We start from the raw sequence: 24,613 nt of genomic DNA, 5'->3' as shown, positions 1-24,613 counted from the left end.
AAGCAGAAAGGAATATCTTACAGAACGTCGATCGCGTTCAGTTCCTGGAATGCTTTTTCCAGACGAGCGATCATCGAAGTCTGACCGGCACGCAGCCATACGCGCGGATCGTAGTATTTCTTGTTCGGCTGATCTTCGCCTTTCGGGTTGCCCAACTGACCCTGCAGATAAGCTTCGTTCGCTTTGTAGTAGTTCAGAACACCTTCCCAGGTTGCCCATTGGGTATCGGTATCGATGTTCATTTTCACTACGCCGTAGCTTACGGAGTCTTTGATTTCCTGAGCAGTAGAACCGGAACCGCCGTGGAATACGAAGTTCAGGCTGTTGTGCGGCAGGTTGTGTTTCTTGGAAACATATTCCTGAGAGTCACGCAGGATGGTCGGAGTCAGAACAACGTTACCCGGCTTGTATACGCCGTGTACGTTACCGAAGGACGCTGCGATGGTGAAGCGCGGGCTGATTTTGCTCAGCTCGGTGTATGCGTAATCAACGTCTTCCGGCTGGGTGTACAGTGCAGAAGCGTCCATGTGGCTGTTGTCCACGCCGTCTTCTTCACCACCGGTGCAACCCAGTTCGATTTCCAGAGTCATGCCGATTTTGGACATACGCTCCAGGTATTTAGAGCAGATTTCGATGTTCTCTTGCAGAGATTCTTCAGACAGGTCGATCATGTGAGAAGAGAACAGCGGCTTACCGGTAGCTGCGAAGTGTTTTTCACCCGCGTCCAGCAGACCGTCGATCCACGGCAGCAGTTTTTTCGCGCAGTGGTCGGTGTGCAGGATCACTGGAACACCATAGTGTTCAGCCATCTGGTGAACGTGATGCGCACCAGAGATCGCACCCAGGATAGCAGCACCCTGCGGAACGTCAGATTTCACGCCTTTACCAGCGATAAAGGAAGCACCACCGTTGGAGAACTGAACGATAACCGGCGCTTTAACTTTAGCAGCGGTTTCCAGTACGGCGTTGATGGAGTCAGTACCGACGCAGTTTACTGCTGGCAGTGCGAAGTTGTTTTCTTTTGCTACCTGGAAAACTTTCTGTACGTCATCACCAGTGATTACGCCAGGTTTTACGAAATCAAAAATCTTAGACATGTCTCTTGTCCTGTATCGTCGGGCCTTATACTCGTCATACTTCAAGTTGCATGTGCTGCGTCTGCGTTCGCTCACCCCAGTCACTTACTTATGTAAGCTCCAGGGGATTCACTCTCTTGTCGCCTTCCTGCAACTCGAATTATTTAGAGTATGAAAAAATGCGTGCTCTAAAAGCGCGCTGCAACAAGGGCAGGTTTCCCTGCCCTGTGATTTTTTACTTCTTAGCGCGCTCTTCGAGCATCGCTACTGCAGGCAGTACTTTACCTTCCACGAATTCGAGGAATGCGCCGCCGCCAGTGGAGATGTAGGAGATTTTGTCAGCAATGCCGAACAGGTCGATTGCTGCCAGAGTGTCACCGCCACCAGCGATGGAGAACGCTTCGCTGTCTGCGATAGCGTTAGCCACGATTTCAGTACCTTTGCGGAAGTTCGGGAATTCGAACACGCCAACCGGGCCGTTCCACAGAATGGTTTTCGCATTCTTCAGGATTTCAGCCAGTTCCTGCGCAGAAGCATCGCCGATATCCAGGATCTGCTCGTCAGCTTTCACATCGTTAACAGATTTCAGGGTAGCCGGTGCAGTTTCAGAGAACTCAGTTGCTACGCGAACGTCAGACGGAACCGGAATGTTGCAGGTGGTCAGCAGACGTTTTGCTTCGTCAACCAGGTCAGCTTCGTACAGGGATTTACCCACATCGTGGCCTTGTGCCGCGATAAAGGTGTTAGCGATACCACCACCCACGATCAGCTGGTCAGCGATTTTGGACAGGGAATCCAGAACGGTCAGTTTGGTAGATACTTTAGAACCACCAACGATAGCCACCATCGGGCGAGCAGGTTCTTTCAGTGCTTTACCCAGCGCGTCCAGTTCAGCTGCCAGCAGCGGGCCTGCGCACGCAACATCAGCGAATTTACCGATACCGTGAGTAGAAGCCTGCGCGCGGTGAGCAGTACCGAATGCGTCCATTACGAACACGTCACACAGTGCAGCATATTTTTTGGACAGGGTTTCGTCGTCTTTCTTCTCGCCTTTGTTGAAGCGAACGTTTTCCAGAACAACCAGTTCACCTTCAGCAACGTCAACGCCGTCGAGGTAATCTTTAACCAGACGAACCGGGTTAGACAGTTTGTCTTTCAGGTAGTTAACAACCGGCAGCAGAGAGAATTCTTCGTTGTACTCGCCTTCGGTAGGACGACCCAGGTGGGAAGTTACCATCACTTTCGCGCCTTGTTTCAGGGCCAGTTCGATGGTCGGCAGAGAAGCACGGATACGCGCGTCGCTGGTTACTTTCCCGTCTTTTACTGGTACGTTCAGATCCGCACGGATAAATACACGTTTCCCAGCAAGATCCAGATCGGTCATCTTAATTACAGACATGGTGAATCCTCTCGTTGATTCTAAAAGTTTTGCAGACGCTGCTTGCGTCTTACCTGAAAGCAACAGTAGCCATAGCTAACGTCGTGTCGAGCATTCGGTTAGCAAAGCCCCATTCGTTATCGCACCAGACCAACGTTTTGATCAGGTGTGCGCCACTGACCCGGGTTTGGGTGCCATCGACAATGGCACTGTGCGGATCGTGGTTAAAATCTACAGAGACCAACGGCAATTCCGTATAGTCAACTATACCATGAAATGCACCTTGTGCTGCTTTTTGCAGCAACAGGTTGACTTCATTGGCTTTTACAGGTTTCTTCACCGTCACGCTTAAATCGATTGCCGTCACATTTATGGTTGGCACACGTACCGCAATCGCTTCAAAGCGATCATTAAATTGCGGAAAAAATCGTGTGATACCGGCGGCCAGTTTAGTATCGACCGGAATGATCGACTGGCTGGCTGCCCGGGTGCGACGCAGGTCAGGATGGTATGCATCAATAACCTGTTGATCGTGCATGGCGGAGTGAATTGTGGTCACAGTGCCGGACTCAATACCGTACGCATCATCTAACAATTTGATGACGGGAATTATGCAATTCGTGGTACAGGAAGCGTTAGAAACGATGCGGTGTTCCGCACGAAGTTGATCCTGATTGACGCCGTAAACAACGGTCGCGTCGAGATCGTTACTACCAGGATGTGAAAAGAGCACTTTTTTGGCCCCGGCGGCAATATGCGCTTCGCCATGCTCGCGGGAGCCATATACGCCGGTGCAGTCAAGAACCACATCGACGCCCAGTTCACGCCATGGGAGCGATTGCAGTGAACGTTCGTGCAATACGCGGATGGCGTCATCACCAACAAAAAGTTGATCGCGTTCCTGTCGTACTTCCCATGCAAAACGGCCATGACTGGTGTCATACTTCAACAAATGCGCCATGCCCGCAGCATCCGCCAGTTCGTTGATTGCCACCACGGTAATTTCCGCCCGGCGTCCGGATTCATACAAAGCACGAACCACATTACGCCCGATGCGACCGAAGCCATTTATCGCTACGCGTACGGTCATAGATCTCCTGCAAGGTTTTCCCTGAGCAAATTTGCCAGACAGAGTAATCCAGCAAATCGTCCGGGGAAACCTTACCTGTCGCAAACTGCGACTGATTGGTTAATTGTCGAACATTTAATCGACTGAAACGCTTCAGCTAGGATAAGCGAAACGTGGAATAAAAGGAATGATTGTCCAGTCAAAGAAGACAATTATCTGACTTACGTCACGTTTTCAGCCCCGCCCCTGTGGAATTTATTCCACTTTGCAGAATCACGAATAAGCGTAGCAAAATCTTTTCGTTGTGCCGTCACAAACCCTGACTTATATCAGAATATGACTGATGCAGCGTCGATATTATCCGCAATACGTCCGAGTTTCGGAGTACTCCAATGATGACATTGCCCTACCCATATTCTTCCTCCGCACGCTTTTACGCGCTGCGCCTGCTCCCAGGACAGGAAGTTCTCTCCCAATTACGCGCCTTCGCGCAGCAACAACAACTCCACGCCGCGTGGATTGCAGGTTGTACCGGCAGTCTGACTGACGTCGCCTTACGCTATGCCGGGCAAGAAAACACGGCCCTACTAAGCGGTAAGTTCGAAGTCATCGCATTGAACGGCACACTGGAACAGAGTGGTGAACATCTTCATCTCTGCGTTTCCGATCCACACGGCACGATACTTGGCGGTCATATGATGCCCGGCTGTACCGTGCGGACCACGCTTGAACTGGTGATCGGCTGCCTTGAGGAGCTGGCGTTTAGCCGCCAACCTTGCGCGCTTTCTGGTTACGACGAATTGCATATTTCCCCCGTTAAATAACTACTTTCAGAGAGGTTTTCTTATGGCGCGTCGCCACTTTTCCAGTCAAGCACTGGTGTTGATTGTTATCTCTATCGCCATCAATATGATTGGCGGGCAACTGGCCAGCATGGTCAAATTACCTATATTTCTCGACTCCATCGGCACACTTATTAGCGCGGTACTGCTTGGTCCGGTGATCGGGATGCTGACCGGCTTACTGACCAATTTACTCTGGGGATTGCTCACCGACCCGATCGCCGCCGCCTTTGCCCCCGTGGCGATGGTTATTGGCTTGGTCGCCGGTTGGCTGGCGCGAGCGGGTTGGTTTCGCACCCTGCCAAAAGTCGTTGTCAGCGGCGTGATTATTACGCTTGCAGTAACGGTCGTCGCTGTACCGCTGCGTACTGCGCTGTTCGGCGGTGTCACCGGTAGCGGAGCCGATTTGTTCGTTGCCTGGATGCACTCTATGGGGCAAAACCTGGTGGAGTCGGTGGCGATTACGGTGATAGGCGCAAACCTGGTCGATAAAATTCTTACAGCGGTGATTGTCTGGCTTTTACTGCGTCAGCTGCCGATTCGCACCACGCGCCATTTTCCGGCAATGGCTGCCGTGCGCTAAATGCATCCGTTTACATCCCTAACGCTGTGGGCGCTGGCGGCCTGCACCACGCTTATCCTGCCCACACAGACAATACTGACAGTCTATAGCGCGGCGACCTTTTTCTGCCTTATTGCGCTAAAGGCCACGCGGCGGCGGGCAAAATATGTTGTCTGGCTGATGTTCTCGCTGGGGGCTGGACTGTGGCTGGTACACGGTGGCTGGCTGACAGAATGGCTAAGCGGCACGCCACGCTCGCCAGAACGGTGGACGCATGCTATTACGCTCTGGCTGCGGATTCTCGCGATTGTTTCAACCTCGCAGTTGTGGATGCAATTCGTCCCAGTGCAACGTTTTATCCGCGCTTTGTTTGCTTCTCGCCTGCCGCCGGGCGTCGCTTATCTGTTCGCCGGGCCTTTGTTGGTCGTTGAGCAGTTAAAACGGCAATTAGCGATTATTCATGAAGCGCAGCGCGCCCGTGGCGTGCCGCTGGATGAGGGCTGGTATCAGCGTTTACGTGCTATACCCGCGCTAATTATTCCGCTAACACACAATGCGCTAAACGATCTGGCTATCCGTGGTGCGGCGCTGGATATGCGGGCATTTCGGATCCACAACCGGCGCACTACGTTATGGGCACCGCCTGACAGTAACCTGGAAAAAGTGGCACGTTACGCCATGATCTTGCTGATGCTGGCAGAATTCGGAGCGTGGATATGGTTACGTTAGAACAGTTTCGCTATTGCCCGACACACTCAACGCACCCTCCGTTCTGTTATGACTTTCACTATGTCAAACCGGGGATAGTCGCCATCTTTGGCGACAACGGCTGTGGCAAAAGTACGCTGGCGCAACTGATGGCGGGCTGGTATCCGGACTTTCTGCCAGGAGAGATAACCGGCACGGGGACGCTTCTCGGTACGCCCATTGGGTATCTCCCGCTTAATGAACAATCCGCCACCATCCAGCTCGTTCAGCAATCGCCCTATTTGCAGCTCTCCGGCTGTACCTTTAGCGTGGAAGAAGAAGTTGCCTTTGGGCCAGAAAATCTGTGTCTTGCTGAAGAGGAGATTATGGCGCGGATTGATGCCGCCCTGACTCTGACCGAGTGCCAGCCGTTGCGCCATCGTCACCCGGCAACACTCTCCGGTGGAGAGACACAGCGCGTGGTCATCGCCTGCGCCATCGCGATGCAGCCAAAACTATTAATTCTTGATGAAGCCTTTAGTCGCCTGACGCCGCAGGCCAGCGAAATGCTGTTGCAGCGCTTACAACACTGGGCGTTTGAACGTGGTTCGCTGATTATTCTTTTTGAACGTCATCGCACACCTTTCCTGAACTACTGCCAGCAAGCGTGGCAATTGCAAAACGGAGCGCTCCAGCCACTATGTTAACGTTAAATCAGATGTCTTATCGCTGGCCTGGCGCGGCAACGGATTGTCTTTGCGACATTTCTCTGCAACTCAAACAAGGTGAATGGTTGGCGCTGACCGGCGACAATGGCGCGGGAAAATCGACGCTGTTACGAGTAATGGCAGGTCTTCTTACGCCCACAACCGGTACGGTTATACTGCAACAACAGGCGATGAAAAACCTGAAAAACCGCCAACGTGCAGCAAAGATTGGCGTACTGTTTCAGGAAGCGGAAAACCAGCTTTTTCACAGCACCGTCGCTGACGAGATCGCATTTGGTTTGAAACTGCAAAAATGCCTGGCGGATGAAATCACTCAACGTACCAATGCTGCCCTGCAATGCTGTCAGTTAGCAGACACTGCCAGCGCGCATCCGTTAGATCTGCATAGTGCGCAGCGACGGATGGTCGCCGTCGCCTGCCTGGAAGCACTCTCTCCGCCGCTATTGCTGCTGGACGAGCCGAGTCGGGATTTTGACGAAAATTGGATGAGCGTGTTTGAAAGCTGGCTGGAAAAGTGCCGCCAGCGAGGCACGAGCGTCGTAGCAATCAGTCATGACGCCGCATTTACCCGGCGTCATTTCTCTCGTGTGGTGCGACTGGAAGATGGTGTAATCAGGAACGTTAATCCACCAGACGATATTCACCCGTAGCGGTCATCATTAAGGTCAAATTTGCAGGCAGACTCTCTTCCAGCACCCGGCGAACATTCGGCCCATCGGTACGGTCATAAAAGGCTTCTGCGTCTGCCAGCGATAACCCTCCCGCCAGCTTGCGCCCCACCAGTCGTTCCTGCAACGCAGTAGCTGGCGCGTTGATAAAGATCGAGAAATCACAAAATTGCGCAAGCTGGCACCACTTCTCGTCGTCCAGCAACAACCAGTTTCCTTCGACGATGACGAGTGGTGCGGTAACGTGCAACGCATCTTCAACAGGCTCATGCTTTTGTCGATCGTACTGCGGCCACGTACAATCCCCTTCCATTACCTGGCGCAGATTTTCCACCAGTTTTGCCACATCGAATGTCTCTGGTGCGCCTTTAAAGGGGCGCAATTGATGCGCATCCAGCCAGTTATTGTAATGGTGAAAACCATCCATCGGCAGCGTCTGAATAGTGGGTAGTTCCGGGTCTTGTTGCGTGAGATATTCCCAGAAAGTGGTTAGGGTAGATTTACCCGTCCCCGGCGGAGCGCAAAGAAAAACCACGGTACGCCGCTGCGGATTTACCGTCTGTAAGGCCGCCAACATACGCAGCAACGGTTTATGTACATTTTCTATCTCATCAACATGGTACTGTGCTTGTACCTTCAGACCATTCACCGTTAAGTCAATTTTCACGGCGTTAATTCCTTTAAGGTGGTCGTTACTGCCAGCGTCAGCGCCGTTTTGACCATCCCACTAAAACGCACCTCTGACCAGACGGCGAAATCAGCGAACTTCATCGCTTTTAACGCGTCATAGAGCGTCGCATTGCGGGTTATGCTATTGACGTTGCTGATAAAATCCCAGGTAATGTCATCGGCAAATCCGGGCGTTTCATCCTGTTCATTCAGGTAATGCCAGAACTGGGAAAAGTGCGTGATATCGGCGTACAGCCATTTGTCCATTTTCCCCAGTGCAAAAATCAAACGTAGCGCAACATCAATATCGTCAAGCGGGCCGCTTTGAGCGAGTAACGGCTTCACTGCATATTCCACGATCTCTTCATCGTTATCGACAAACAGCGACGGCAGAAACTGGCGTATCCCCTGGAGCAAAATGGCATGTGCAGTTTTCATAAATGACAATAAATTGTCCTGTGCGTCCAGTTGCTCAAGCACATCATCTTCTGTCAGCGTCGCCATTGGTCTTCCGATAGATCACCATCAATGCAGGGAGTCTATTATATTACACGTTTGGTCCGCGCCGCCGATCAGTAATGTCTGCGTCCGCACCCCATTCGCCGTCTGTTGGATACCATTCACCAACTCACCGCCCGTCACGCCCGTAGCGCTAAAGAGGATATCGTTCCCCCTCACCAGTTCATCGAGCGAGTACACACGGTTAACGTCAACGCCCATTGCCTTGCAACGCTGGCGTTCCTGCTCTGCAATCTGCCGATTTTCCGTGTAATCCCCTTTAGCCTGACAAAAGTCAATCAGCTCGGCCTGCATATCCCCGCCTAATGCTTTAACGGCACAGGCAGAAATCACGCCCTCCGGCGCACCGCCGATGGTGTACATCACATCGTAAGGATTATCCTGCCAGCAGGTCAGCACGCTGGCGGCAACATCGCCATCCGGCAGGGCAAAAACCTTCACGCCCAGTTGCGTCGCTTCCTCAATTGCGGCACTCAGGCGCGGTTTATCCAGCGTAACCATACGCAGCTTGTCCAGCGGTTTGCCTAACGCTTTCGCCACGTTGCGCAAGTTGTCCGCCAGAGGCAAAGACAGATCAATCGCGCCCGCCGCCAGCCGATTAACAACCAGTTTTTTCATATACATATCGGGCGCGTGTAACAGGCTATCTCGAGGGGAGAAAGCCATGACCGCCAGCGCATTGCTCTGCCCCATCGCCACCATCCGCGTACCTTCAATGGGATCAACCGCGATATCGACTTCTGGCCCATCGCCTTTGCCCACCTCCTCGCCAATCCACAGCATCGGCGCATGGTCAATTTCTCCCTCGCCGATAACCACTCGCCCACGAAAAGCGACATCGTTTAATGCCTGGCGCATCGCGGTGACCGCCAGGCCATCAATTTTATTTTTGTTGCCACATCCGGTTTGCGGCCAGGCAGCCAACGCTGCCTGCTCCGTAACGCGAAATAATGGCCACGCCAGGGACATCATTGCGCGGCCTCCCCGATATCAACGCCAAATTGCGCCAGCAGATATTTCTCGGCCTGTTCATTCCAGATGCCGTGCGTTTCCTCAACCAGCCGCGCAAGCTCTTTAAACAGCGGATCTGTTTTGCCTTTTTCGGCAAAATCGGCAATGGCAGTGAGCGGCATGGTAACGCCGTTGTAAATGAGTTTTTTACCACCGGGGATATCCGGTAAATTGAGAACGGTTTCTGGCACTGCATCCAGGCCACCGATATGCGTCACCATAAACGACGGTTGCAACTGCCCCGTGGCGCTCAGGGCAATCGCCTCTTTCATATCGTCCGTTGAACCACCCGATGTACCGACGACGTGCGTACTGTTGTAATGGACGTTGTAGAAATTAAACGGCACTTTGAAGTTTTTATCCGTCGGACCGGCAAAGAAGTTCAGGCAGCCATCTTCCGCCAGTAATTCGTCAGCCATCTCAACGACAGCAGGCACCGCCGCATAAACAAAAATGTCATCGAACCCGGCATCATCCGTCAGCGCCCGCAGCTTCTGTACCGGATCGGCCATTCCTTTGGTATTCACATATATCAGCTCAATGCCTTTGCTGGCCGCCAGCTCCACCGGCAGCAGCTTCTGCACCTGTGCCAGGCGTTTGTCGTCGATATCGACCACCACTACCCGCGACGGTTGTATGCCGCCGTGAATAGCGTAATCGATAGCGCCTATCCCCATCGGGCCCGCACACGCCAGCAGCGCAATATTGCCACCAGGTTTCACGCCCATGCGATGCTCATAAACATATTGCGTGGTGTGATAATTGGCATGATAAGCGCCAATAATGCAGCACATCGGCTCTGCCAGAGACGCCGCAGCAAAATAAGATCCGTGATACGGTAATACGCAGCCCAAATTAATGGCTACCTCTGGAATAATCATATAGGTAGCATTACCGCCAAAATATTCGTAGCTGTATCCCGCAGAATACCCGCTTGGTAGCCCCATCGCCGGTTGCAATACAAAACGTTGGCCTTTTTTATATTTGTCGGTAAGATTTTTCCCCACTTCAACAATAATCCCGGCACATTCATGCCCGGTAATGACCGGATGATTTTCTAAATCGTCGGGCACCCGTTTATGTTCGCTACCGAGTAACGCCGCTTTCCAGGTCGATAAACACACACTGTCAGAAATTACACTCACCAGCAGTTCATTATCGGTAATTTTGGGCAGTTCAAATTCGCGCAGACGGACATCTCGCTTGCCATAAATAGCAGCAACTTTGGTTTTCATTTTTACCTCGGCAATCAGTTTTTATGTTCAGCGGTTAATTGATTAAATAAAGTGTCGAGTTTGGGATCGCCAATATAGTTATTAATCAATATCAGCGGTTTATCCGTCACACGTTTCACGCGCCCTTCCAGACTAGCGTGAGTAACGACGATATCCACATCTGCAGGCACGTTTTCTATCGCGTAATGTTTTACTTCTATTGCCAGCCCCGCTTTTTCCAGGCGCTTACGGAAGGTGGTTGCGCCCATCGCGCTAGAGCCCATTCCCGCATCGCAAACAAAGGCGATACGCTTAACCCGGCTTAACGAGAATGTACCTTCTTGTTTCATCGCCTTAACCGCATTGGCGGACTGCACAAACTCATCTTCGCTCTCCGTTTCCACCGTTTTTTCCATCTTCAGTATTACGGAAGTGATAGCAAAGGACACCAGGGTACCTACCGTAACACCGGCAATTGTCGCCAGGAACGAGCCTTTCGGCGTCAGTGCAAGGTAAGCAAAGATAGACCCCGGACTTGGACCAGCCACCAGACCACCGTCCAGTAAGTTAAACATCCAGGTGCCAGACATACCGCCCGCAATCATGGCAATAATGGTCAGTGGCTTCATCAGCACATACGGGAAATACAGTTCGTGGATGCCGCCGAGGAAGTGAATAATCATCGCCCCAGGCGCAGAACGTTTACTCATCCCTTTACCAAACAAGGTAAATGCCAGCAGCAGCCCTAAGCCAGGCCTAGGGTTGGACGCCACCATAAAGAAGATGGATTTACCGTTAACTGAAGCCTGTTGCATCCCTAACGGGTAATAGACGCCCTGATCTATCGCGTTATTGAGGAAAAGCACTTTCGCCGGTTCATTGATGACTGACAGCAAAGGCAGATAGCCCGCATGTACCAGCGCCTCAATACACTCTTTGACGAAAGTATTGGCAATTAACACCGCCGGGCCGATAACTTCAAAACCCAGCAGACAAAGGAGCATCCCAGCGATACCTAATGAGAAGTTATTGATAACCATCTCAAAACCAGCAGGTATGCGTTTTTCCAGTGCCTTATCGACATATTTTATGACCAGCCCACCTAACGGTCCCATGATCATTGAGCCAAGGAACATCGGAATCTCTGCGCCGACGATTACACCAATTGTCCCTATTCCGCCCATTACCGCGCCGCGTTTACCGCCGACTAAATGGCCACCGGTAGAACCAATCATCACCGGTAATAAATAGGTGATCATGGGGCCGACAATTTTGGCGAAATGTTCGTTAGGCAACCAACCGGTGGGAATAAATAACGCCGTTATAAAACCCCAGGCAATAAAAGCACCAATATTGGGAATGACCATTGCAGTCAAAAAGCCCCCAAAAGCCTGGACCTTTGCACGAGCAGACTTGTTTTCCATAATATTATCCTGTAGAGGAGAGAGTCATTATTCGCGGCTGATAATGTCCGCTAATTGTTTTTCTGATGTTGCAGTTAAGAGTTGTTCAAGTATTTCTTCTTCGCACAGCAATTCACTTAACGCCTGAATAGCGCCAATGTGCGAATCGGCATCGGCAGCAGAAAGACCGATAAGTAATTTAATCGGTTCGTCATTCCCCGGAAAATAAACGCCTTGTTTAAGTAACGTCAAAGACATCCCGGTTTTAAGCGCCCCACATTCCGGTCGCGCATGAGGCATTGCCACGCTTGGTGCGAGAATATAATAAGGGCCATTGTTAATGGTGGAATCTTTAATAGCCTGAATGTAATTCTCGCTGATATAGTTTTTATCCAGCAATGATGCCATCGAGAAATTGATAGCTTCCTGCCAATCTTTTGCTGAATGTATAACTGAGATTGATGATTCTGGAAAATAATCAATAAGCCGCATAAATTATCCTTATTTTATTTTTAGGGTACCGTCCGGCGGTAAAAATAAAATACTCGTGCGATTTAATGAAAGCAATTGGGCACGCGAGAAGAAAAAAAACATGAACCAAAATAATAAAATGTTAAATAACAACAACATGAAATTTATACTTATAAAGTCAAGTTTGTGTTTGCTATGTTTATCACAAAACCAATGTTTTATCTGCCTATGTATTTGTGATGCATATCTCTATTTATCTATTGAATGTTCGAAAACATACTTTTTTAGCCGATGTTTTTCGCTCTCCCCCTTTATAGATTCTGAATTCTCACCTGTTGGCTGTTTTCTCCTCACCTCATGTGACATATTCCCACACTTTACTCAAGGAAGATTCTCATGAAAGCACCTGTTTCAATAACCTCATTTCGCCCACAAAAATCTATTGCTATCGCCATTGGCGTGCTTACCGTGGTTGTGCTGCCATTTCTCTCGTATTACACCGTTAATGAAGGTGAACGCGGCATTTTGCTGCGCTACGGAAAAATCGTAAAAGTTGCCGAGCCGGGTCTGGGTTTTAAGATCCCTTTTATGGAAAGCGTAGAGAAAATTTCCACGCGTAATCAGGCTGTGGTTTATCAGGGATTACAGGCCTACAGCCGCGACCAGCAACCGGCACAAATGACAGTATCAGTCAGCTTCCACATTAAACCTTCAGAAGCAGGCGCGGTTTATACCACCTACAACACCATTGAAGCATTAAAAGATCGTCTGATTGTCCGTCAGTTGCCAACTCAACTGGAGAACGTTTTCGGCCAATATACCGCCATCAGCGCGGTACAGGATCGTACAAAACTGGTTCAGGATCTGCAAAATGCAATGCGTAAAGCCGTTGTTGGCCCGGTGGTGATTGATGGTGTCCAGATTGAAAATATTGATTTTTCTGACGCTTATGAAAAATCGATTGAAGATCGAATGAAAGCAGAAGTCGCCATTGCCACACGTAAGCAAAATCTGGAAACAGAGAAAATCCAGGCGCAAATAGCGGTAACTCAGGCCCAGGCAGAAGCAGACAGTAAACTGGCGGCAGCCAAAGCAGAAGCTGAGACTATTCGCGTAAGAGGCGCGGCAGAGGCTGAAACTATTCGTTTAAAAAGTGCGGCTGAAGCAGAAGCGATCCGCCTGCGCGGTGAAGCTCTGCGGGATAATCCCGGACTTGTTGCCCTCACCACTGCTGAGCGTTGGGACGGTAAGCTACCCGATACCATGATCCCCGGCAGTACAGTTCCGTTTATCTCTACTAAGTAAAAAAAGGGCCGCTTTCGCGGCCCTTCTCACAAAGCATCTTACCGATTACAGCAGTTCTTTTGCTTTCGCAACAACGTTGTCAACGGTGAAGCCGAACTCTTCAAACAGCAGCTCTGCCGGAGCAGATTCACCGAAGGTGGTCATGCCGACGATAGCACCGTTCAGGCCAACATACTTGTACCAGTAGTCAGCAATGCCAGCTTCCACCGCAACGCGTGCAGTAACCGCTTTCGGCAGTACAGACTCACGGTAAGCCGCATCCTGCTTGTCGAATGCGTCGGTAGACGGCATGGAAACCACGCGCGCTTTCACGCCTTCAGCAGTCAGTTTTTCGTAGGCAGCAACCGCCAGTTCAACTTCAGAACCGGTAGCGATGAAGATCAGTTCCGGCTGACCGGCACAGTCTTTCAGCACATAACCACCGCGCGCGATGTTTGCCAGCTGCTCTTCAGTACGTTCCTGCTGCGCCAGGTTCTGACGGGAGAGGATAAGCGCAGTCGGGCCGTCCTGACGCTCAACGCCGTATTTCCACGCGACCGCGGATTCAACCTGGTCACACGGACGCCATGTAGACATGTTCGGGGTCACGCGCAGAGAAGCGACCTGCTCTACCGGCTGGTGAGTCGGGCCATCTTCGCCCAGACCGATGGAGTCGTGGGTGTAAACCATCACCTGACGCTGTTTCATCAGCGCAGCCATACGTACGGCGTTACGTGCGTATTCCACGAACATCAGGAAGGTGGAGGTGTACGGCAGGAAGCCACCGTGCAGGGAGATACCGTTAGCAATCGCGGTCATACCGAACTCGCGAACACCATAGTGGATGTAGTTACCCGCAGCATCTTCGTTGATTGCTTTAGAACCAGACCACAGGGTCAGGTTAGACGGTGCCAGGTCAGCAGAGCCGCCGAGGAATTCCGGCAACAGCGGGCCGAACGCTTCAATCGCATTCTGAGACGCTTTACGGCTGGCGATTTTCGCCGGATTAGCCTGCAGTTTAGCGATGAATTCTTTCGCTTTGGCATCGAAGTCAGACGGCATTTCGCCTTTCATACGGCGGGTAAATTCAGCGGCTTCCTGCGGATAAGCTTTGGCGTAAGCAGCGAATTTCTCGTTCCATGCGGATTCTTTCGCCTGGCCTGCTTCTTTCGCATCCCACTGAGCATAGATTTCAGACGGGATTTCGAACGGTGCATATTTCCAGCCCAGCTGTTCGCGGGTCAGGGCAATTTCAGCGTCGCCCAGCGGCGCACCGTGGGAGTCGTGCGTACCGGCTTTGTTCGGTGAACCAAAACCGATGATGGTTTTGCACATCAGCAGGGACGGTTTGTCAGTCACTGCGCGCGCTTCTTCTACTGCGCGTTTGATGGATGCCGCGTCATGACCGTCGATGCCGCGAATAACGTGCCAGCCGTAAGCTTCGAAACGCATTGCGGTGTCGTCAGTAAACCAGCCTTCAACGTGACCATCGATAGAGATACCGTTGTCATCGTAGAACGCAATCAGTTTACCCAGCTTCAGCGTACCCGCCAGAGAGCAAACTTCATGGGAGATGCCTTCCATCATGCAGCCGTCGCCCATGAAGGCGTAGGTGTAGTGGTCGACGATGTCGTGGCCCGGACGGTTAAACTGTGCCGCCAGCGTTTTTTCTGCAATCGCCATACCGACTGCATTGGCAATACCCTGACCCAGCGGACCTGTAGTGGTTTCCACACCAGCGGTGTAACCCACTTCCGGGTGGCCCGGAGTTTTGGAATGCAGTTGACGGAAGTTTTTCAGTTCTTCCATCGGCAGATCGTAACCGGTGAGGTGCAGCAGGCTGTAGATCAGCATGGAGCCGTGGCCGTTGGACAGCACGAAGCGGTCACGGTCAGCCCAGGACGGATTCTGCGGGTTGTGTTTCAGGAAATCACGCCACAGGACTTCGGCAATGTCAGCCATACCCATAGGGGCACCCGGGTGACCGGATTTGGCTTTCTGTACTGCGTCCATGCTCAGCGCACGAATAGCATTGGCAAGCTCTTTACGTGAGGACATTTTGACTCCAGATCGGATGATGAAGGGCACGCCCTTAACGACTTGACGACAGCGCGTTTTGGGCTACGCCGGAAAATTTGCCAACAATTTACCGCAAGCCGCGCGTCATGTACATGGAACATCCTTTTGCTGCTTCAGAAATCTCTGGATCATGCTCGCATGTTGCGCAATCTGCTCGCCCGTCCGCTGCGCTTTTCCTTATACTGAGACTGAGCATCGATTCACCTGCGAACGGTGCATTTTTAGAATAATCCTGACCTTGTGCGGAAGAGAAAACATGAAAATTCGCGCCTTATTGGTAGCAATGAGCGTGGCAACGGTACTGACCGGTTGCCAGAATATGGACTCCAACGGACTGCTCTCATCAGGAGCGGAAGCTTTTCAGGCTTACAGTTTGAGTGATGCGCAGGTGAAAGCCCTGAGCGATCAGGCATGTCAGGAGATGGACAGCAAGGCGACAATTGCGCCAGCCAATAGCGAATACGCTAAACGTCTGACAACTATTGCCAATGCGCTAGGCAACAATATCAACGGTCAGCCGGTGAATTACAAAGTGTATATGGCGAAGGATGTGAACGCCTTTGCAATGGCTAACGGCTGTATCCGCGTCTATAGCGGGCTGATGGATATGATGACGGATAACGAAGTCGAAGCGGTGATCGGTCACGAAATGGGGCACGTGGCGTTAGGCCATGTGAAGAAAGGGATGCAGGTGGCACTTGGTACAAATGCCGTGCGAGTAGCTGCGGCCTCTGCGGGCGGGATTGTCGGCAGTTTATCGCAATCGCAACTTGGTGACTTGGGCGAGAAATTAGTCAATTCGCAATTCTCCCAGCGCCAGGAAGCAGAAGCCGATGATTATTCTTACGATCTTCTGCGCCAACGCGGCATCAGCCCGGCTGGTCTTGCCACCAGCTTTGAAAAACTGGCGAAACTGGAAGAAGGCCGCCAAAGCTCAATGTTTGACGACCATCCGGCATCCGCCGAACGCGCCCAGCATATTCGCGATCGTATGAGCGCGGATGGGGTTAAGTAAAGCCTGGTGGTGCCGAACGTAGGTCAGATAAGGCGTTCACGCCGCATCTGACATGAATGGCACATTTGTTACCCTGTCCGCAATGCCGGATGCGATGCTGACGCATCTTATCCGGCCTACGGGCGACATCGCATCTGGCGCTTACTCGCCCTTTTTCGCCGCCTGAATATACAGCATCTCCAGCGCCAGCGTCGCTGCTGCCAGAGCGGTGATTTCCGACTGATCGTATGCCGGAGCCACTTCCACTACGTCCATCCCAACGATGTTGAGATCTTTCAGGCCACGTACCAGTTTAATGGCGCGATCGGAGGTCAGGCCGCCGATCACCGGCGTACCGGTGCCCGGCGCGAAAGCAGGATCCAGGCAGTCGATATCAAAGGTCAGGTAAACTGGCATATCACCTACAATCTGTTTCACCTGGGCGATAACGTCATCCACGCTGCGATCGTTCACCTGGCAGGCGTCCAGTACGGTAAAGCCGTTGTCTTTATCAAACTCGGTACGAATACCAATCTGTACGGAGTGATTCGGGTCGATCAGACCTTCTTTCGGCGCGGTATAGAACATAGTGCCGTGGTCAAATTCACAACCGTTCGCATAGGTATCGGTGTGGGCGTCAAAGTGTACCAGCGCCATTTTGCCGAAATGCTTCGCATGAGCACGCAGCAGCGGCAGGGTAACAAAGTGGTCACCACCGAAGGAGAGCATACGCTTACCGGCAGCCAGCAGCTTTTCGGCATGCGCCTGCAGCTTCTCGCTCATCTCACGAGCATCGCCGAAGGCATACACCAGATCGCCGCAGTCCACCACGTTCAGACGCTCGCGCATGTCGAAATTCCACGGGAAGCGGTTGTGTTCCCAGGCCAGATTCGTCGAAACCTGACGGATCGCCGCCGGACCGTGGCGTCCACCCGCACGGCCTGACGTCGCCATATCGAACGGCACGCCGGTAATCACCCAGTCGGCGTCGCTGTCGTACGGCTGGAAGTTCATCGGCAGGCGTAAAAAACCAAAGGCGTTGGAAACCAGTGAGTTATCGTATTGATGACCTAAGGTGCTCATGGATGGACTCCTATTACAAAGTCGATATAAAAAAACCCTTCCGCGTCGTTAGGCCCGACGAGGAAGGGTTGGATTTGCGAAACACAATTTTGTGCTAATTATCGCCTTAAATGGGCGAGGCATCAAGCGAGGTTACTATTTCCGACACGGTGGCGGCGCATAGCCATTGTTGTCCGCCGGAAACGCTTGTCCAGAGCACGGTGGCAGCGCGTTTTGCGCCGGGCCTTGTAATTCAAAGGCGGCAAAGCCGATTACACCGATATTACGCACATCGCCTTGCGCCGAATTGGCTGCGTAGGAATCAGCAACGTTGGCGAACTGAAAAGCCGCTTCGGTATGTTTATCTTTGCGGAATCCTTTAATCGCCAACGAATCCCCGGCATTCACAATATAGCCGTTGTTATTCAGGGAACCTTGTTTACCATTGAGAACATCCAGGCCATCAACTGTCGCAACGATCTCGTAGTTGGTGTTACGACTGTAATTGCGGACATATAATTGGTAATTCATTCCTACTCTGGCATGGACTATATAGCGTAGTTCTTTACCTGATGAATTATAAACCCGCGTAATAGGTAGAGAATTAAAATTACCATCGCGAATAGCATATTCAAGTTCGTTAATACGAATGCTATAAACGCGGTCGTAGCCGGAAGGAACATTAGTCGAATAACTAATAACGATCATCTCTGCCGGATCGCGCCAGGCTCGTTCAGCAGATACGCCCTGAACCGTTGAGTGCACATCCCCACCCCAGGCGGTGCCGACATTGCCCGATGCACTGCTATTATACTGCGCATTACTGGAACAACCGGCCAGCAGCACGACTAATGCCACCAACGCGCTACGTACTTTCCATTTTTTCATAACCGTTCCCTCTGCATTTAATTAATGCAGCGATTGTAGGGAGATTATTCAATAAGGAAAGCAGCTAAATTATTTTTAAGAATATATAAAAAGAAAGCGGGCCGATTTACGTAAATAAATCGACCCGATAGCGGAATAATCTTAATTATTCATCTTCAAGATAGGTATAACCGTACAAACCTGCCTCGAACTCTTCCAGGAACTGTTGTTGCAGTTCAGCATCAAGATCGGTTTTCTTCACTTGATCACGGAACTGGGTTAACAGCGTTTTCGGATCGAGCTGTACATATTGCAGCATGTCCGCCACGGTATCGCCTTCGTCAGACAGTTCCACTTCTACGCTGCCGTCAGGGAAGACGAACACATCAACCGCTTCGGTATCACCAAACAGGTTGTGCATGTTGCCGAGGATCTCCTGATACGCGCCGACCATAAAGAAACCGAGCATCGGCGGATTCTCTGGATCGTACTCCGGCATAGGCATTGTCGTGGCAATACCATCACCATCGATATAGTGGTCGATGGCACCGTCAGAGTCACAGGTAATATCCAGCAGCACGGCGCGTCGCTCCGGAACTTGATTCAGCCCTTCCAGCGGCAATACCGGGAACAACTGGTCGATCCCCCATGCGTCCGGCATCGACTGGAACAGCGAGAAGTTGACGTACATTTTGTCCGCCATACGTTCCTGCAATTCGTCGATAATCGGGCGATGTGCGCGGTTTTGCGGATCCAGCTGCTTTTGCACTTCGTGACACATGCTCAGATAAAGCTGCTCAGCCCACGCGCGTTCTTGCAGGTTGTAAGTGCCCGAAGAATAGCCGATATGAATGTCGTGCAGATCCATCTGGCTGTCGTGTAACCATTCACGCAGAGAACGGCGAGTTCCCGGTTCGTGCATCTCCTGCCAGGTTTCCCACATGCTTTGCAGCGCGCGCGGTGCGTCTTCTGCTGGCGCGGTCGGCACCGTGTATTCGTTACGTTCCACGCCGATGATATTCGACACCAGCACGGTGTGATGCGCAGTCACCGCACGACCCGATTCGGTGATTACCGTCGGATGTGGCAGACCATTTTCTTCACACGCATCACCAATCGCCCAGATGATGTTGTTGGCGTATTCATTGAGGCCGTAGTTTACGGAGCAGTCAGACTGCGAACGGGTGCCTTCATAGTCCACGCCCAGACCGCCGCCGACGTCGAAGCACTGAATATTGACGCCCAGTTTGTGCAGTTCCACATAGAAACGCGCGGATTCACGAACGCCCGTGGCGATATCGCGAATATTCGCCATCTGCGAACCGAGGTGGAAGTGCAGCAGTTGCAGGCTGTCGAGACGTCCGGCTTCACGCAGGGTTTCAACCAGTTGCAGTACCTGAGTCGCCGCCAGGCCGAACTTCGATTTTTCCCCGCCAGAAGACTGCCATTTGCCAGAACCTTGAGACGCCAGACGCGCGCGCACGCCCAGACGAGGAACGACATTCAGACGTTCTGCTTCATCCAGCACAATGGCGATTTCTGACATCTTCTCAATGACCAGATAGACCTTATGGCCCATCTTCTCGCCAATTAATGCCAGGCGGATATATTCTCGGTCTTTATAACCATTGCAGACGATGACGCTACGGGTCATGCCAGCATGCGCCAGTACCGCCATCAACTCAGCTTTGGAACCGGCTTCCAGGCCCAGCGGTTCGCCCGAATGAATCAGGGATTCAATCACGCGGCGGTGCTGGTTAACTTTGATCGGATAAACGAGGAAGTAATCGCCGTTATAGCCGTAGGATTCCCGCGCACGTTTGAACGCGGCGTTAATGGAACGCAAACGGTGCTGCAGGATCTGTGGGAAACAGAACAGTGCAGGCAGACGCTGACCCTGTGCTTCACGAGTTTTCACTAACTGCGCGAGATCGACGCGAGCTTCCGGGACGTCCGGGTCCGGGCACACGCTAATGTGACCCAGCTCGTTAACGTCATAATAGTTATTGCCCCACCAGGCAATATTGTAAGTACGCAGCATCTTGCTGGCTTCCTGGGAGCTCATTGCAACCTCCTGCATGGAGCGTAGTACACCGTGTTCGCCCGCTGACGAAGGCAAACCCATAGACATGTCGTCAGACATAGCGAACCTCAAATTATTTTATTAAGTGTAAAACAGTTAACGACTATCGCAGCCTGGGACTGCGATAACAACCCATAAGCACACGGATTTTCCAGCAAAGTATGCTGACGCTCCGACTGCGCAACCGGTTTCTTTTTCATAACATTATTAAACACATAACCGAACGTAAGTGTGACAGTTCGGCGAAACCACGAGAAAACTCTTGTTTTTACAAGAGCGCCCTTGTTCAGTCCTCAGTAACTGTAACCAGCTCTTGAATCCTGAGAAGCGCCGAGATGGGTATAACATCGGCAGGTATGCAAAGCAGAGATGCAGAGTGCGGGGAACGAATCTTCACCAGAACGGTGAGACAGGTTAAGCAGCAGACAACGGTTCATTATTTCGTATCACCTCCACGGCCGCCTGTTAAGACGAACCCACAAGCCAAAACTCTGATTTCAACCCGGCTGGAAGTGGCAACACGAAAGAAACGTCGTGTGCTTTTTATTTAAGCCGCGCGCCGCGTTTTATACCCCACAATGGCAGAAAATTGCAAAAGATAAATACGCAGAATGCCAGCATTGTCAGGAAAAATTTCCAGCCACGTTTTTAACAGAATGAGACACGATTCAAAAAAAAGTGGAAATTGGGTGAAGAACTGACCTAAAATAGCCATCCAGATGTTAATCCATCCATACCGATTAACACTCAGACTGCCAGTGTTTTTAACCTGCAGAGTCGTGGTAGGATCCGCTACCACAGAAAATCCACACAACAGTTTGAGCTAACCAAATTCTCTTTAGGTGATATTAAATATGGCAAAACACCTTTTTACGTCCGAGTCCGTCTCTGAAGGGCATCCTGACAAAATTGCTGACCAAATCTCTGATGCCGTTTTAGACGCGATCCTCGAACAGGATCCGAAAGCACGTGTTGCTTGCGAAACCTACGTAAAAACCGGCATGGTTTTAGTTGGCGGTGAAATCACCACCAGCGCCTGGGTAGACATCGAAGAGATCACCCGTAACACCGTTCGCGAAATTGGCTATGTACATTCCGACATGGGCTTTGACGCTAACTCCTGTGCGGTCCTGAGCGCTATCGGTAAACAGTCCCCTGATATCAACCAGGGCGTCGACCGTGCCGATCCGCTGGAACAGGGCGCGGGCGACCAGGGTCTGATGTTTGGCTACGCAACCAATGAAACCGACGTGCTGATGCCAGCGCCTATCACCTATGCACACCGTCTGGTTCAGCGTCAGGCTGAAGTACGTAAAAACGGCACTCTGCCGTGGCTGCGCCCGGACGCGAAAAGCCAGGTGACTTTCCAGTATGACGACGGCAAAATCGTTGGCATTGATGCTGTAGTACTTTCCACTCAGCACTCTGAAGAGATCGACCAGAAATCGCTGCAAGAAGCGGTAATGGAAGAGATCATCAAGCCGATTCTGCCCGCAGAATGGCTGACTTCCGCAACCAAGTTCTTCATCAACCCGACCGGACGTTTTGTTATTGGCGGCCCGATGGGTGACTGCGGTCTGACTGGTCGTAAAATTATCGTTGATACCTACGGCGGCATGGCACGTCACGGTGGCGGTGCATTCTCTGGTAAAGATCCATCAAAAGTGGACCGTTCCGCAGCGTACGCAGCACGTTATGTCGCGAAAAACATCGTTGCAGCTGGCCTGGCCGATCGTTGTGAAATTCAGGTTTCCTACGCAATCGGCGTGGCTGAACCGACCTCCATCATGGTGGAAACTTTCGGTACCGAGAAAGTGCCTTCTGAACAACTGACTCTGCTGGTACGTGAGTTCTTTGACCTGCGTCCATACGGTCTGATTCAGATGCTGGATCTGCTGCACCCGATCTACAAAGAAACCGCAGCATACGGTCACTTTGGTCGTGAACATTTCCCGTGGGAAAAAACCGACAAAGCGCAGCTGCTGCGCGATGCTGCCGGTCTGAAGTAATCTTTCTTCACCTGCTTTCAAAGGCCAGCCTCGCGCTGGCCTTTTTCTTTTCCAGAGAAATGCCTGATGCGCTACGCTTATCAGGCCCACAACCGCTGTCACATGTAAAAGGATAAGGCGTTCACGCCGCATCCGGCAAAAAAAACCGCCTGCACAATAACATCATTCTTCCTGAACACGTTTTACCCTCAAATCATCACCACGACTGAAACCGATTACACCCACCACACCAGCCAAATATTTGTAATATTTTCATATTATTATTCAGTTTTCACAGCTGTTACATTTCTTTTCAGTAAAGTCTTAATTGCAGATAACTGCGTTTAATCTATGATGATATAACTCAATTATTTTCATGCACTTAAATCATAACTAAGATAAATGTTAGTGTAAGCGATTACACTGATGTGATTTGCTTCACATCTTTTTACGTCGTACTCACCTATCTTAATTCACAATAAAAAATAACCATTTTGGAGGGCATCATGCCTGACGCTAAAAAACAGAGGCGGTCAAACAAGGCAATGACGTTTTTCGTCTGCTTCCTTGCCGCTCTGGCGGGATTACTCTTTGGCCTGGATATCGGTGTAATTGCTGGCGCACTGCCGTTTATTGCTGATGAATTCCAGATTACTTCGCACACACAAGAATGGGTCGTAAGCTCCATGATGTTCGGTGCGGCAGTCGGTGCGGTGGGTAGCGGCTGGCTCTCCTTTAAACTCGGGCGCAAAAAGAGCCTGATGATCGGCGCAATTCTGTTTGTTGCTGGTTCACTGTTCTCTGCGGCTGCGCCAAACGTTGAAGTACTGATTCTTTCCCGCGTTCTGCTGGGGCTGGCGGTGGGTGTGGCCTCTTATACCGCACCGCTGTATCTCTCTGAAATTGCGCCGGAAAAAATTCGCGGCAGTATGATCTCGATGTATCAGTTGATGATCACTATCGGGATCCTCGGTGCTTATCTTTCTGATACCGCCTTTAGCTACACTGGTGCATGGCGCTGGATGCTGGGTGTGATTATCATCCCGGCAATTCTGCTGCTGATTGGTGTTTTCTTCCTGCCAGACAGCCCACGTTGGTTTGCCGCCAAACGCCGTTTTGTTGATGCCGAGCGCGTGCTGCTGCGCCTGCGCGACACCAGTGCGGAAGCGAAACGCGAACTGGATGAAATCCGTGAAAGTTTGCAGGTTAAACAGAGTGGCTGGGCGCTGTTTAAAGAGAACAGCAACTTCCGCCGCGCGGTGTTCCTTGGCGTACTGTTGCAGGTAATGCAGCAATTCACCGGGATGAACGTCATCATGTATTACGCGCCGAAAATCTTCGAACTGGCGGGTTATACCAACACCACCGAGCAAATGTGGGGGACAGTGATCGTCGGTCTCACCAACGTACTCGCCACCTTTATCGCAATCGGCCTTGTTGACCGCTGGGGACGTAAACCAACGCTAACGCTGGGCTTCCTGGTGATGGCTGCTGGCATGGGCATACTCGGTACAATGATGCATATCGGTATCCACTCTCCGTCAGCGCAGTATTTCGCCATCGCCATGCTGTTGATGTTTATTGTCGGCTTTGCCATGAGTGCCGGTCCGCTGATTTGGGTACTGTGCTCCGAAATTCAGCCGCTGAAAGGCCGCGATTTTGGCATCACCTGCTCTACCGCCACCAACTGGATTGCCAACATGATCGTCGGCGCAACATTCCTGACTATGCTCAACACGCTGGGTAACGCCAACACCTTCTGGGTGTATGCGGCTCTGAACGTACTGTTTATTCTGCTGACACTGTGGCTGGTACCGGAAACCAAACACGTTTCGCTGGAACATATTGAACGTAATCTGATGAAAGGTCGTAAACTGCGCGAAATCGGCGCTCACGATTAATCTCCTCAGGCTTCCTCCCGTCGCGGAGGAAGCCACCTCTTGCAGTCATCTTTTCTTC

General features: G+C 51.4%; 25 protein-coding genes. 9 read left to right on the top strand and 16 right to left on the bottom strand.

The genetic code is table 11. The features are described 5' to 3' along the window. Window positions 1-17: 17 nt before the first annotated feature. The 3 genes from fbaA to epd all read right to left on the bottom strand — a co-directional run bounded on the left by fbaA (window position 18) and on the right by epd (window position 3,544). The gene (gene fbaA / locus BEB42_RS05930) at window positions 18-1,097 is read right to left on the bottom strand and encodes a class II fructose-bisphosphate aldolase (protein ID WP_000034372.1); all 1,080 of its coding nucleotides are present in this window, start codon (window positions 1,095-1,097) and stop codon (window positions 18-20) included. 214 nt (window positions 1,098-1,311) lie between these two features. Beyond that, window positions 1,312-2,475, bottom strand: a complete 1,164-nt coding sequence (gene pgk, locus BEB42_RS05920) for a phosphoglycerate kinase (protein ID WP_000111269.1) — start codon at window positions 2,473-2,475, stop codon at window positions 1,312-1,314. Between the two features lie 49 nt (window positions 2,476-2,524). Continuing rightward, the gene (epd, locus tag BEB42_RS05915; protein WP_000218480.1) at window positions 2,525-3,544 is read right to left on the bottom strand and encodes an erythrose-4-phosphate dehydrogenase; all 1,020 of its coding nucleotides are present in this window, start codon (window positions 3,542-3,544) and stop codon (window positions 2,525-2,527) included. Window positions 3,545-3,915: 371 nt separating this feature from the next. Between epd and BEB42_RS05905 the strand changes: the two genes are divergently transcribed. From BEB42_RS05905 to BEB42_RS05885, 5 genes are read left to right on the top strand one after another with little or no spacing between them, the layout of a single operon-like run. Next, window positions 3,916-4,347: a PPC domain-containing DNA-binding protein gene (locus BEB42_RS05905; protein ID WP_000988706.1), complete on the top strand. Its 432-nt coding sequence runs from the start codon at window positions 3,916-3,918 to the stop codon at window positions 4,345-4,347. A gap of 22 nt (window positions 4,348-4,369) precedes the next feature. After that, a complete protein-coding gene (locus tag BEB42_RS05900) occupies window positions 4,370-4,948 on the top strand; it encodes an ECF transporter S component (protein ID WP_000113903.1) in 579 nt (192 codons plus the stop codon). Further along, window positions 4,949-5,656 carry an energy-coupling factor transporter transmembrane component T gene (locus BEB42_RS05895; RefSeq protein ID WP_000553252.1) on the top strand — a complete coding sequence of 236 codons (708 nt, stop codon included), beginning with the start codon at window positions 4,949-4,951 and terminating at the stop codon, window positions 5,654-5,656. Continuing rightward, entirely contained in the window at window positions 5,644-6,321 is a 678-nt protein-coding gene (locus BEB42_RS05890) for an ABC transporter ATP-binding protein (RefSeq protein ID WP_001605844.1), read from the top strand. Before BEB42_RS05895 ends, BEB42_RS05890 begins: the two co-directional genes overlap by 13 nt. Next, window positions 6,315-6,992, top strand: a complete 678-nt coding sequence (locus tag BEB42_RS05885) for an ABC transporter ATP-binding protein (protein WP_000956901.1) — start codon at window positions 6,315-6,317, stop codon at window positions 6,990-6,992. Before BEB42_RS05890 ends, BEB42_RS05885 begins: the two co-directional genes overlap by 7 nt. Here the strand turns inward: BEB42_RS05885 and BEB42_RS05880 are convergent. From BEB42_RS05880 to cmtB, 6 genes are read right to left on the bottom strand one after another with little or no spacing between them, the layout of a single operon-like run. After that, window positions 6,964-7,677: a nucleoside/nucleotide kinase family protein gene (locus tag BEB42_RS05880; protein WP_000687213.1), complete on the bottom strand. Its 714-nt coding sequence runs from the start codon at window positions 7,675-7,677 to the stop codon at window positions 6,964-6,966. The two genes, BEB42_RS05885 and BEB42_RS05880, sit on opposite strands and share 29 nt — an antisense overlap. Beyond that, window positions 7,674-8,183: a fumarase E gene (gene fumE, locus BEB42_RS05875; protein ID WP_000224154.1), complete on the bottom strand. Its 510-nt coding sequence runs from the start codon at window positions 8,181-8,183 to the stop codon at window positions 7,674-7,676. The genes BEB42_RS05880 and fumE overlap by 4 nt, the downstream gene beginning before the upstream one ends. A gap of 21 nt (window positions 8,184-8,204) precedes the next feature. Beyond that, entirely contained in the window at window positions 8,205-9,170 is a 966-nt protein-coding gene (gene glpX, locus BEB42_RS05870) for a class II fructose-bisphosphatase (RefSeq protein WP_000987318.1), read from the bottom strand. Then, window positions 9,167-10,444, bottom strand: coding sequence for a zinc-binding dehydrogenase (locus BEB42_RS05865; RefSeq protein ID WP_000853242.1), 1,278 nt, complete (start codon window positions 10,442-10,444; stop codon window positions 9,167-9,169). The genes glpX and BEB42_RS05865 overlap by 4 nt, the downstream gene beginning before the upstream one ends. Before the next feature lie 14 nt (window positions 10,445-10,458). Continuing rightward, the gene (gene cmtA / locus BEB42_RS05860) at window positions 10,459-11,847 is read right to left on the bottom strand and encodes a PTS mannitol transporter subunit IICB (RefSeq protein ID WP_105267218.1); all 1,389 of its coding nucleotides are present in this window, start codon (window positions 11,845-11,847) and stop codon (window positions 10,459-10,461) included. Between the two features lie 27 nt (window positions 11,848-11,874). Beyond that, entirely contained in the window at window positions 11,875-12,318 is a 444-nt protein-coding gene (cmtB, locus tag BEB42_RS05855; protein WP_001236706.1) for a PTS mannitol transporter subunit IIA, read from the bottom strand. A 375-nt stretch (window positions 12,319-12,693) separates the two neighbouring features. On the opposite strand from cmtB, the gene BEB42_RS05845 reads away from it, so the two are divergent. Then, window positions 12,694-13,602 (top strand): prohibitin family protein, encoded by a 909-nt coding sequence (locus BEB42_RS05845; protein ID WP_000646925.1) that lies wholly within the window; start codon window positions 12,694-12,696, stop codon window positions 13,600-13,602. Between the two features lie 45 nt (window positions 13,603-13,647). Here the strand turns inward: BEB42_RS05845 and tkt are convergent, their stop codons facing one another. Next, entirely contained in the window at window positions 13,648-15,639 is a 1,992-nt protein-coding gene (gene tkt / locus BEB42_RS05840) for a transketolase (RefSeq protein ID WP_000098632.1), read from the bottom strand. Between the two features lie 277 nt (window positions 15,640-15,916). Between tkt and loiP the strand changes: the two genes are divergently transcribed. Beyond that, window positions 15,917-16,675 carry a metalloprotease LoiP gene (gene loiP, locus BEB42_RS05835; protein ID WP_001299420.1) on the top strand — a complete coding sequence of 253 codons (759 nt, stop codon included), beginning with the start codon at window positions 15,917-15,919 and terminating at the stop codon, window positions 16,673-16,675. 141 nt (window positions 16,676-16,816) lie between these two features. On the opposite strand, the gene speB is transcribed toward loiP, so the two are convergent. The 6 genes from speB to yqgD form a co-directional block, all read right to left on the bottom strand. Next, a complete protein-coding gene (gene speB / locus BEB42_RS05830) occupies window positions 16,817-17,737 on the bottom strand; it encodes an agmatinase (RefSeq protein ID WP_000105566.1) in 921 nt (306 codons plus the stop codon). Between the two features lie 135 nt (window positions 17,738-17,872). After that, the gene (locus BEB42_RS05825; RefSeq protein WP_000758925.1) at window positions 17,873-18,604 is read right to left on the bottom strand and encodes a hypothetical protein; all 732 of its coding nucleotides are present in this window, start codon (window positions 18,602-18,604) and stop codon (window positions 17,873-17,875) included. A gap of 145 nt (window positions 18,605-18,749) precedes the next feature. Next, window positions 18,750-20,726, bottom strand: a complete 1,977-nt coding sequence (gene speA, locus BEB42_RS05820) for a biosynthetic arginine decarboxylase (protein ID WP_001352954.1) — start codon at window positions 20,724-20,726, stop codon at window positions 18,750-18,752. An 8-nt stretch (window positions 20,727-20,734) separates the two neighbouring features. After that, the gene (gene yqgB / locus BEB42_RS05815) at window positions 20,735-20,866 is read right to left on the bottom strand and encodes an acid stress response protein YqgB (protein WP_001360961.1); all 132 of its coding nucleotides are present in this window, start codon (window positions 20,864-20,866) and stop codon (window positions 20,735-20,737) included. 93 nt (window positions 20,867-20,959) lie between these two features. Next, window positions 20,960-21,103: a protein YqgG gene (gene yqgG / locus BEB42_RS26990; RefSeq protein WP_001297404.1), complete on the bottom strand. Its 144-nt coding sequence runs from the start codon at window positions 21,101-21,103 to the stop codon at window positions 20,960-20,962. Window positions 21,104-21,213: 110 nt separating this feature from the next. Next, on the bottom strand, window positions 21,214-21,465 hold the full coding sequence (gene yqgD, locus BEB42_RS26985; protein ID WP_001305310.1) for a protein YqgD: 252 nt from the start codon (window positions 21,463-21,465) through the stop codon (window positions 21,214-21,216). A 55-nt stretch (window positions 21,466-21,520) separates the two neighbouring features. Between yqgD and metK the strand changes: the two genes are divergently transcribed. Next, window positions 21,521-22,675, top strand: a complete 1,155-nt coding sequence (metK, locus tag BEB42_RS05800; protein WP_001062128.1) for a methionine adenosyltransferase — start codon at window positions 21,521-21,523, stop codon at window positions 22,673-22,675. A 485-nt stretch (window positions 22,676-23,160) separates the two neighbouring features. After that, window positions 23,161-24,555, top strand: a complete 1,395-nt coding sequence (galP, locus tag BEB42_RS05795; RefSeq protein WP_105267217.1) for a galactose/proton symporter — start codon at window positions 23,161-23,163, stop codon at window positions 24,553-24,555. The last annotated feature ends 58 nt before the right edge of the window (window positions 24,556-24,613 follow it).

Source organism: Escherichia sp. MOD1-EC5990 (genome assembly GCF_002965285.1).
Classification (GTDB): domain Bacteria; phylum Pseudomonadota; class Gammaproteobacteria; order Enterobacterales; family Enterobacteriaceae; genus Escherichia; species Escherichia coli_F.
The sequence above is the reverse complement of the archived record's forward strand: the minus strand, read 5'-3'. Positions and strand labels throughout refer to the sequence as shown.

Bases quoted from the DNA above. Each gene is read 5' to 3' on its own strand.
- fbaA (WP_000034372.1), bottom strand. From the start codon at position 1,097: ATGTCTAAGATTTTTGATTTCGTAAAACCTGGCGTAATCACTGGTGAT.
- pgk (WP_000111269.1), bottom strand. From the start codon at position 2,475: ATGTCTGTAATTAAGATGACCGATCTGGATCTTGCTGGGAAACGTGTA.
- epd (WP_000218480.1), bottom strand. From the start codon at position 3,544: ATGACCGTACGCGTAGCGATAAATGGCTTCGGTCGCATCGGGCGTAAT.
- BEB42_RS05905 (WP_000988706.1), top strand. From the start codon at position 3,916: ATGATGACATTGCCCTACCCATATTCTTCCTCCGCACGCTTTTACGCG.
- BEB42_RS05900 (WP_000113903.1), top strand. From the start codon at position 4,370: ATGGCGCGTCGCCACTTTTCCAGTCAAGCACTGGTGTTGATTGTTATC.
- BEB42_RS05895 (WP_000553252.1), top strand. From the start codon at position 4,949: ATGCATCCGTTTACATCCCTAACGCTGTGGGCGCTGGCGGCCTGCACC.
- BEB42_RS05890 (WP_001605844.1), top strand. From the start codon at position 5,644: ATGGTTACGTTAGAACAGTTTCGCTATTGCCCGACACACTCAACGCAC.
- BEB42_RS05885 (WP_000956901.1), top strand. From the start codon at position 6,315: ATGTTAACGTTAAATCAGATGTCTTATCGCTGGCCTGGCGCGGCAACG.
- fumE (WP_000224154.1), bottom strand. From the start codon at position 8,183: ATGGCGACGCTGACAGAAGATGATGTGCTTGAGCAACTGGACGCACAG.
- glpX (WP_000987318.1), bottom strand. From the start codon at position 9,170: ATGATGTCCCTGGCGTGGCCATTATTTCGCGTTACGGAGCAGGCAGCG.
- BEB42_RS05865 (WP_000853242.1), bottom strand. From the start codon at position 10,444: ATGAAAACCAAAGTTGCTGCTATTTATGGCAAGCGAGATGTCCGTCTG.
- cmtA (WP_105267218.1), bottom strand. From the start codon at position 11,847: ATGGAAAACAAGTCTGCTCGTGCAAAGGTCCAGGCTTTTGGGGGCTTT.
- cmtB (WP_001236706.1), bottom strand. From the start codon at position 12,318: ATGCGGCTTATTGATTATTTTCCAGAATCATCAATCTCAGTTATACAT.
- BEB42_RS05845 (WP_000646925.1), top strand. From the start codon at position 12,694: ATGAAAGCACCTGTTTCAATAACCTCATTTCGCCCACAAAAATCTATT.
- tkt (WP_000098632.1), bottom strand. From the start codon at position 15,639: ATGTCCTCACGTAAAGAGCTTGCCAATGCTATTCGTGCGCTGAGCATG.
- loiP (WP_001299420.1), top strand. From the start codon at position 15,917: ATGAAAATTCGCGCCTTATTGGTAGCAATGAGCGTGGCAACGGTACTG.
- speB (WP_000105566.1), bottom strand. From the start codon at position 17,737: ATGAGCACCTTAGGTCATCAATACGATAACTCACTGGTTTCCAACGCC.
- BEB42_RS05825 (WP_000758925.1), bottom strand. From the start codon at position 18,604: ATGAAAAAATGGAAAGTACGTAGCGCGTTGGTGGCATTAGTCGTGCTG.
- speA (WP_001352954.1), bottom strand. From the start codon at position 20,726: ATGTCTGACGACATGTCTATGGGTTTGCCTTCGTCAGCGGGCGAACAC.
- yqgB (WP_001360961.1), bottom strand. From the start codon at position 20,866: ATGAAAAAGAAACCGGTTGCGCAGTCGGAGCGTCAGCATACTTTGCTG.
- yqgG (WP_001297404.1), bottom strand. From the start codon at position 21,103: ATGAACCGTTGTCTGCTGCTTAACCTGTCTCACCGTTCTGGTGAAGAT.
- metK (WP_001062128.1), top strand. From the start codon at position 21,521: ATGGCAAAACACCTTTTTACGTCCGAGTCCGTCTCTGAAGGGCATCCT.
- galP (WP_105267217.1), top strand. From the start codon at position 23,161: ATGCCTGACGCTAAAAAACAGAGGCGGTCAAACAAGGCAATGACGTTT.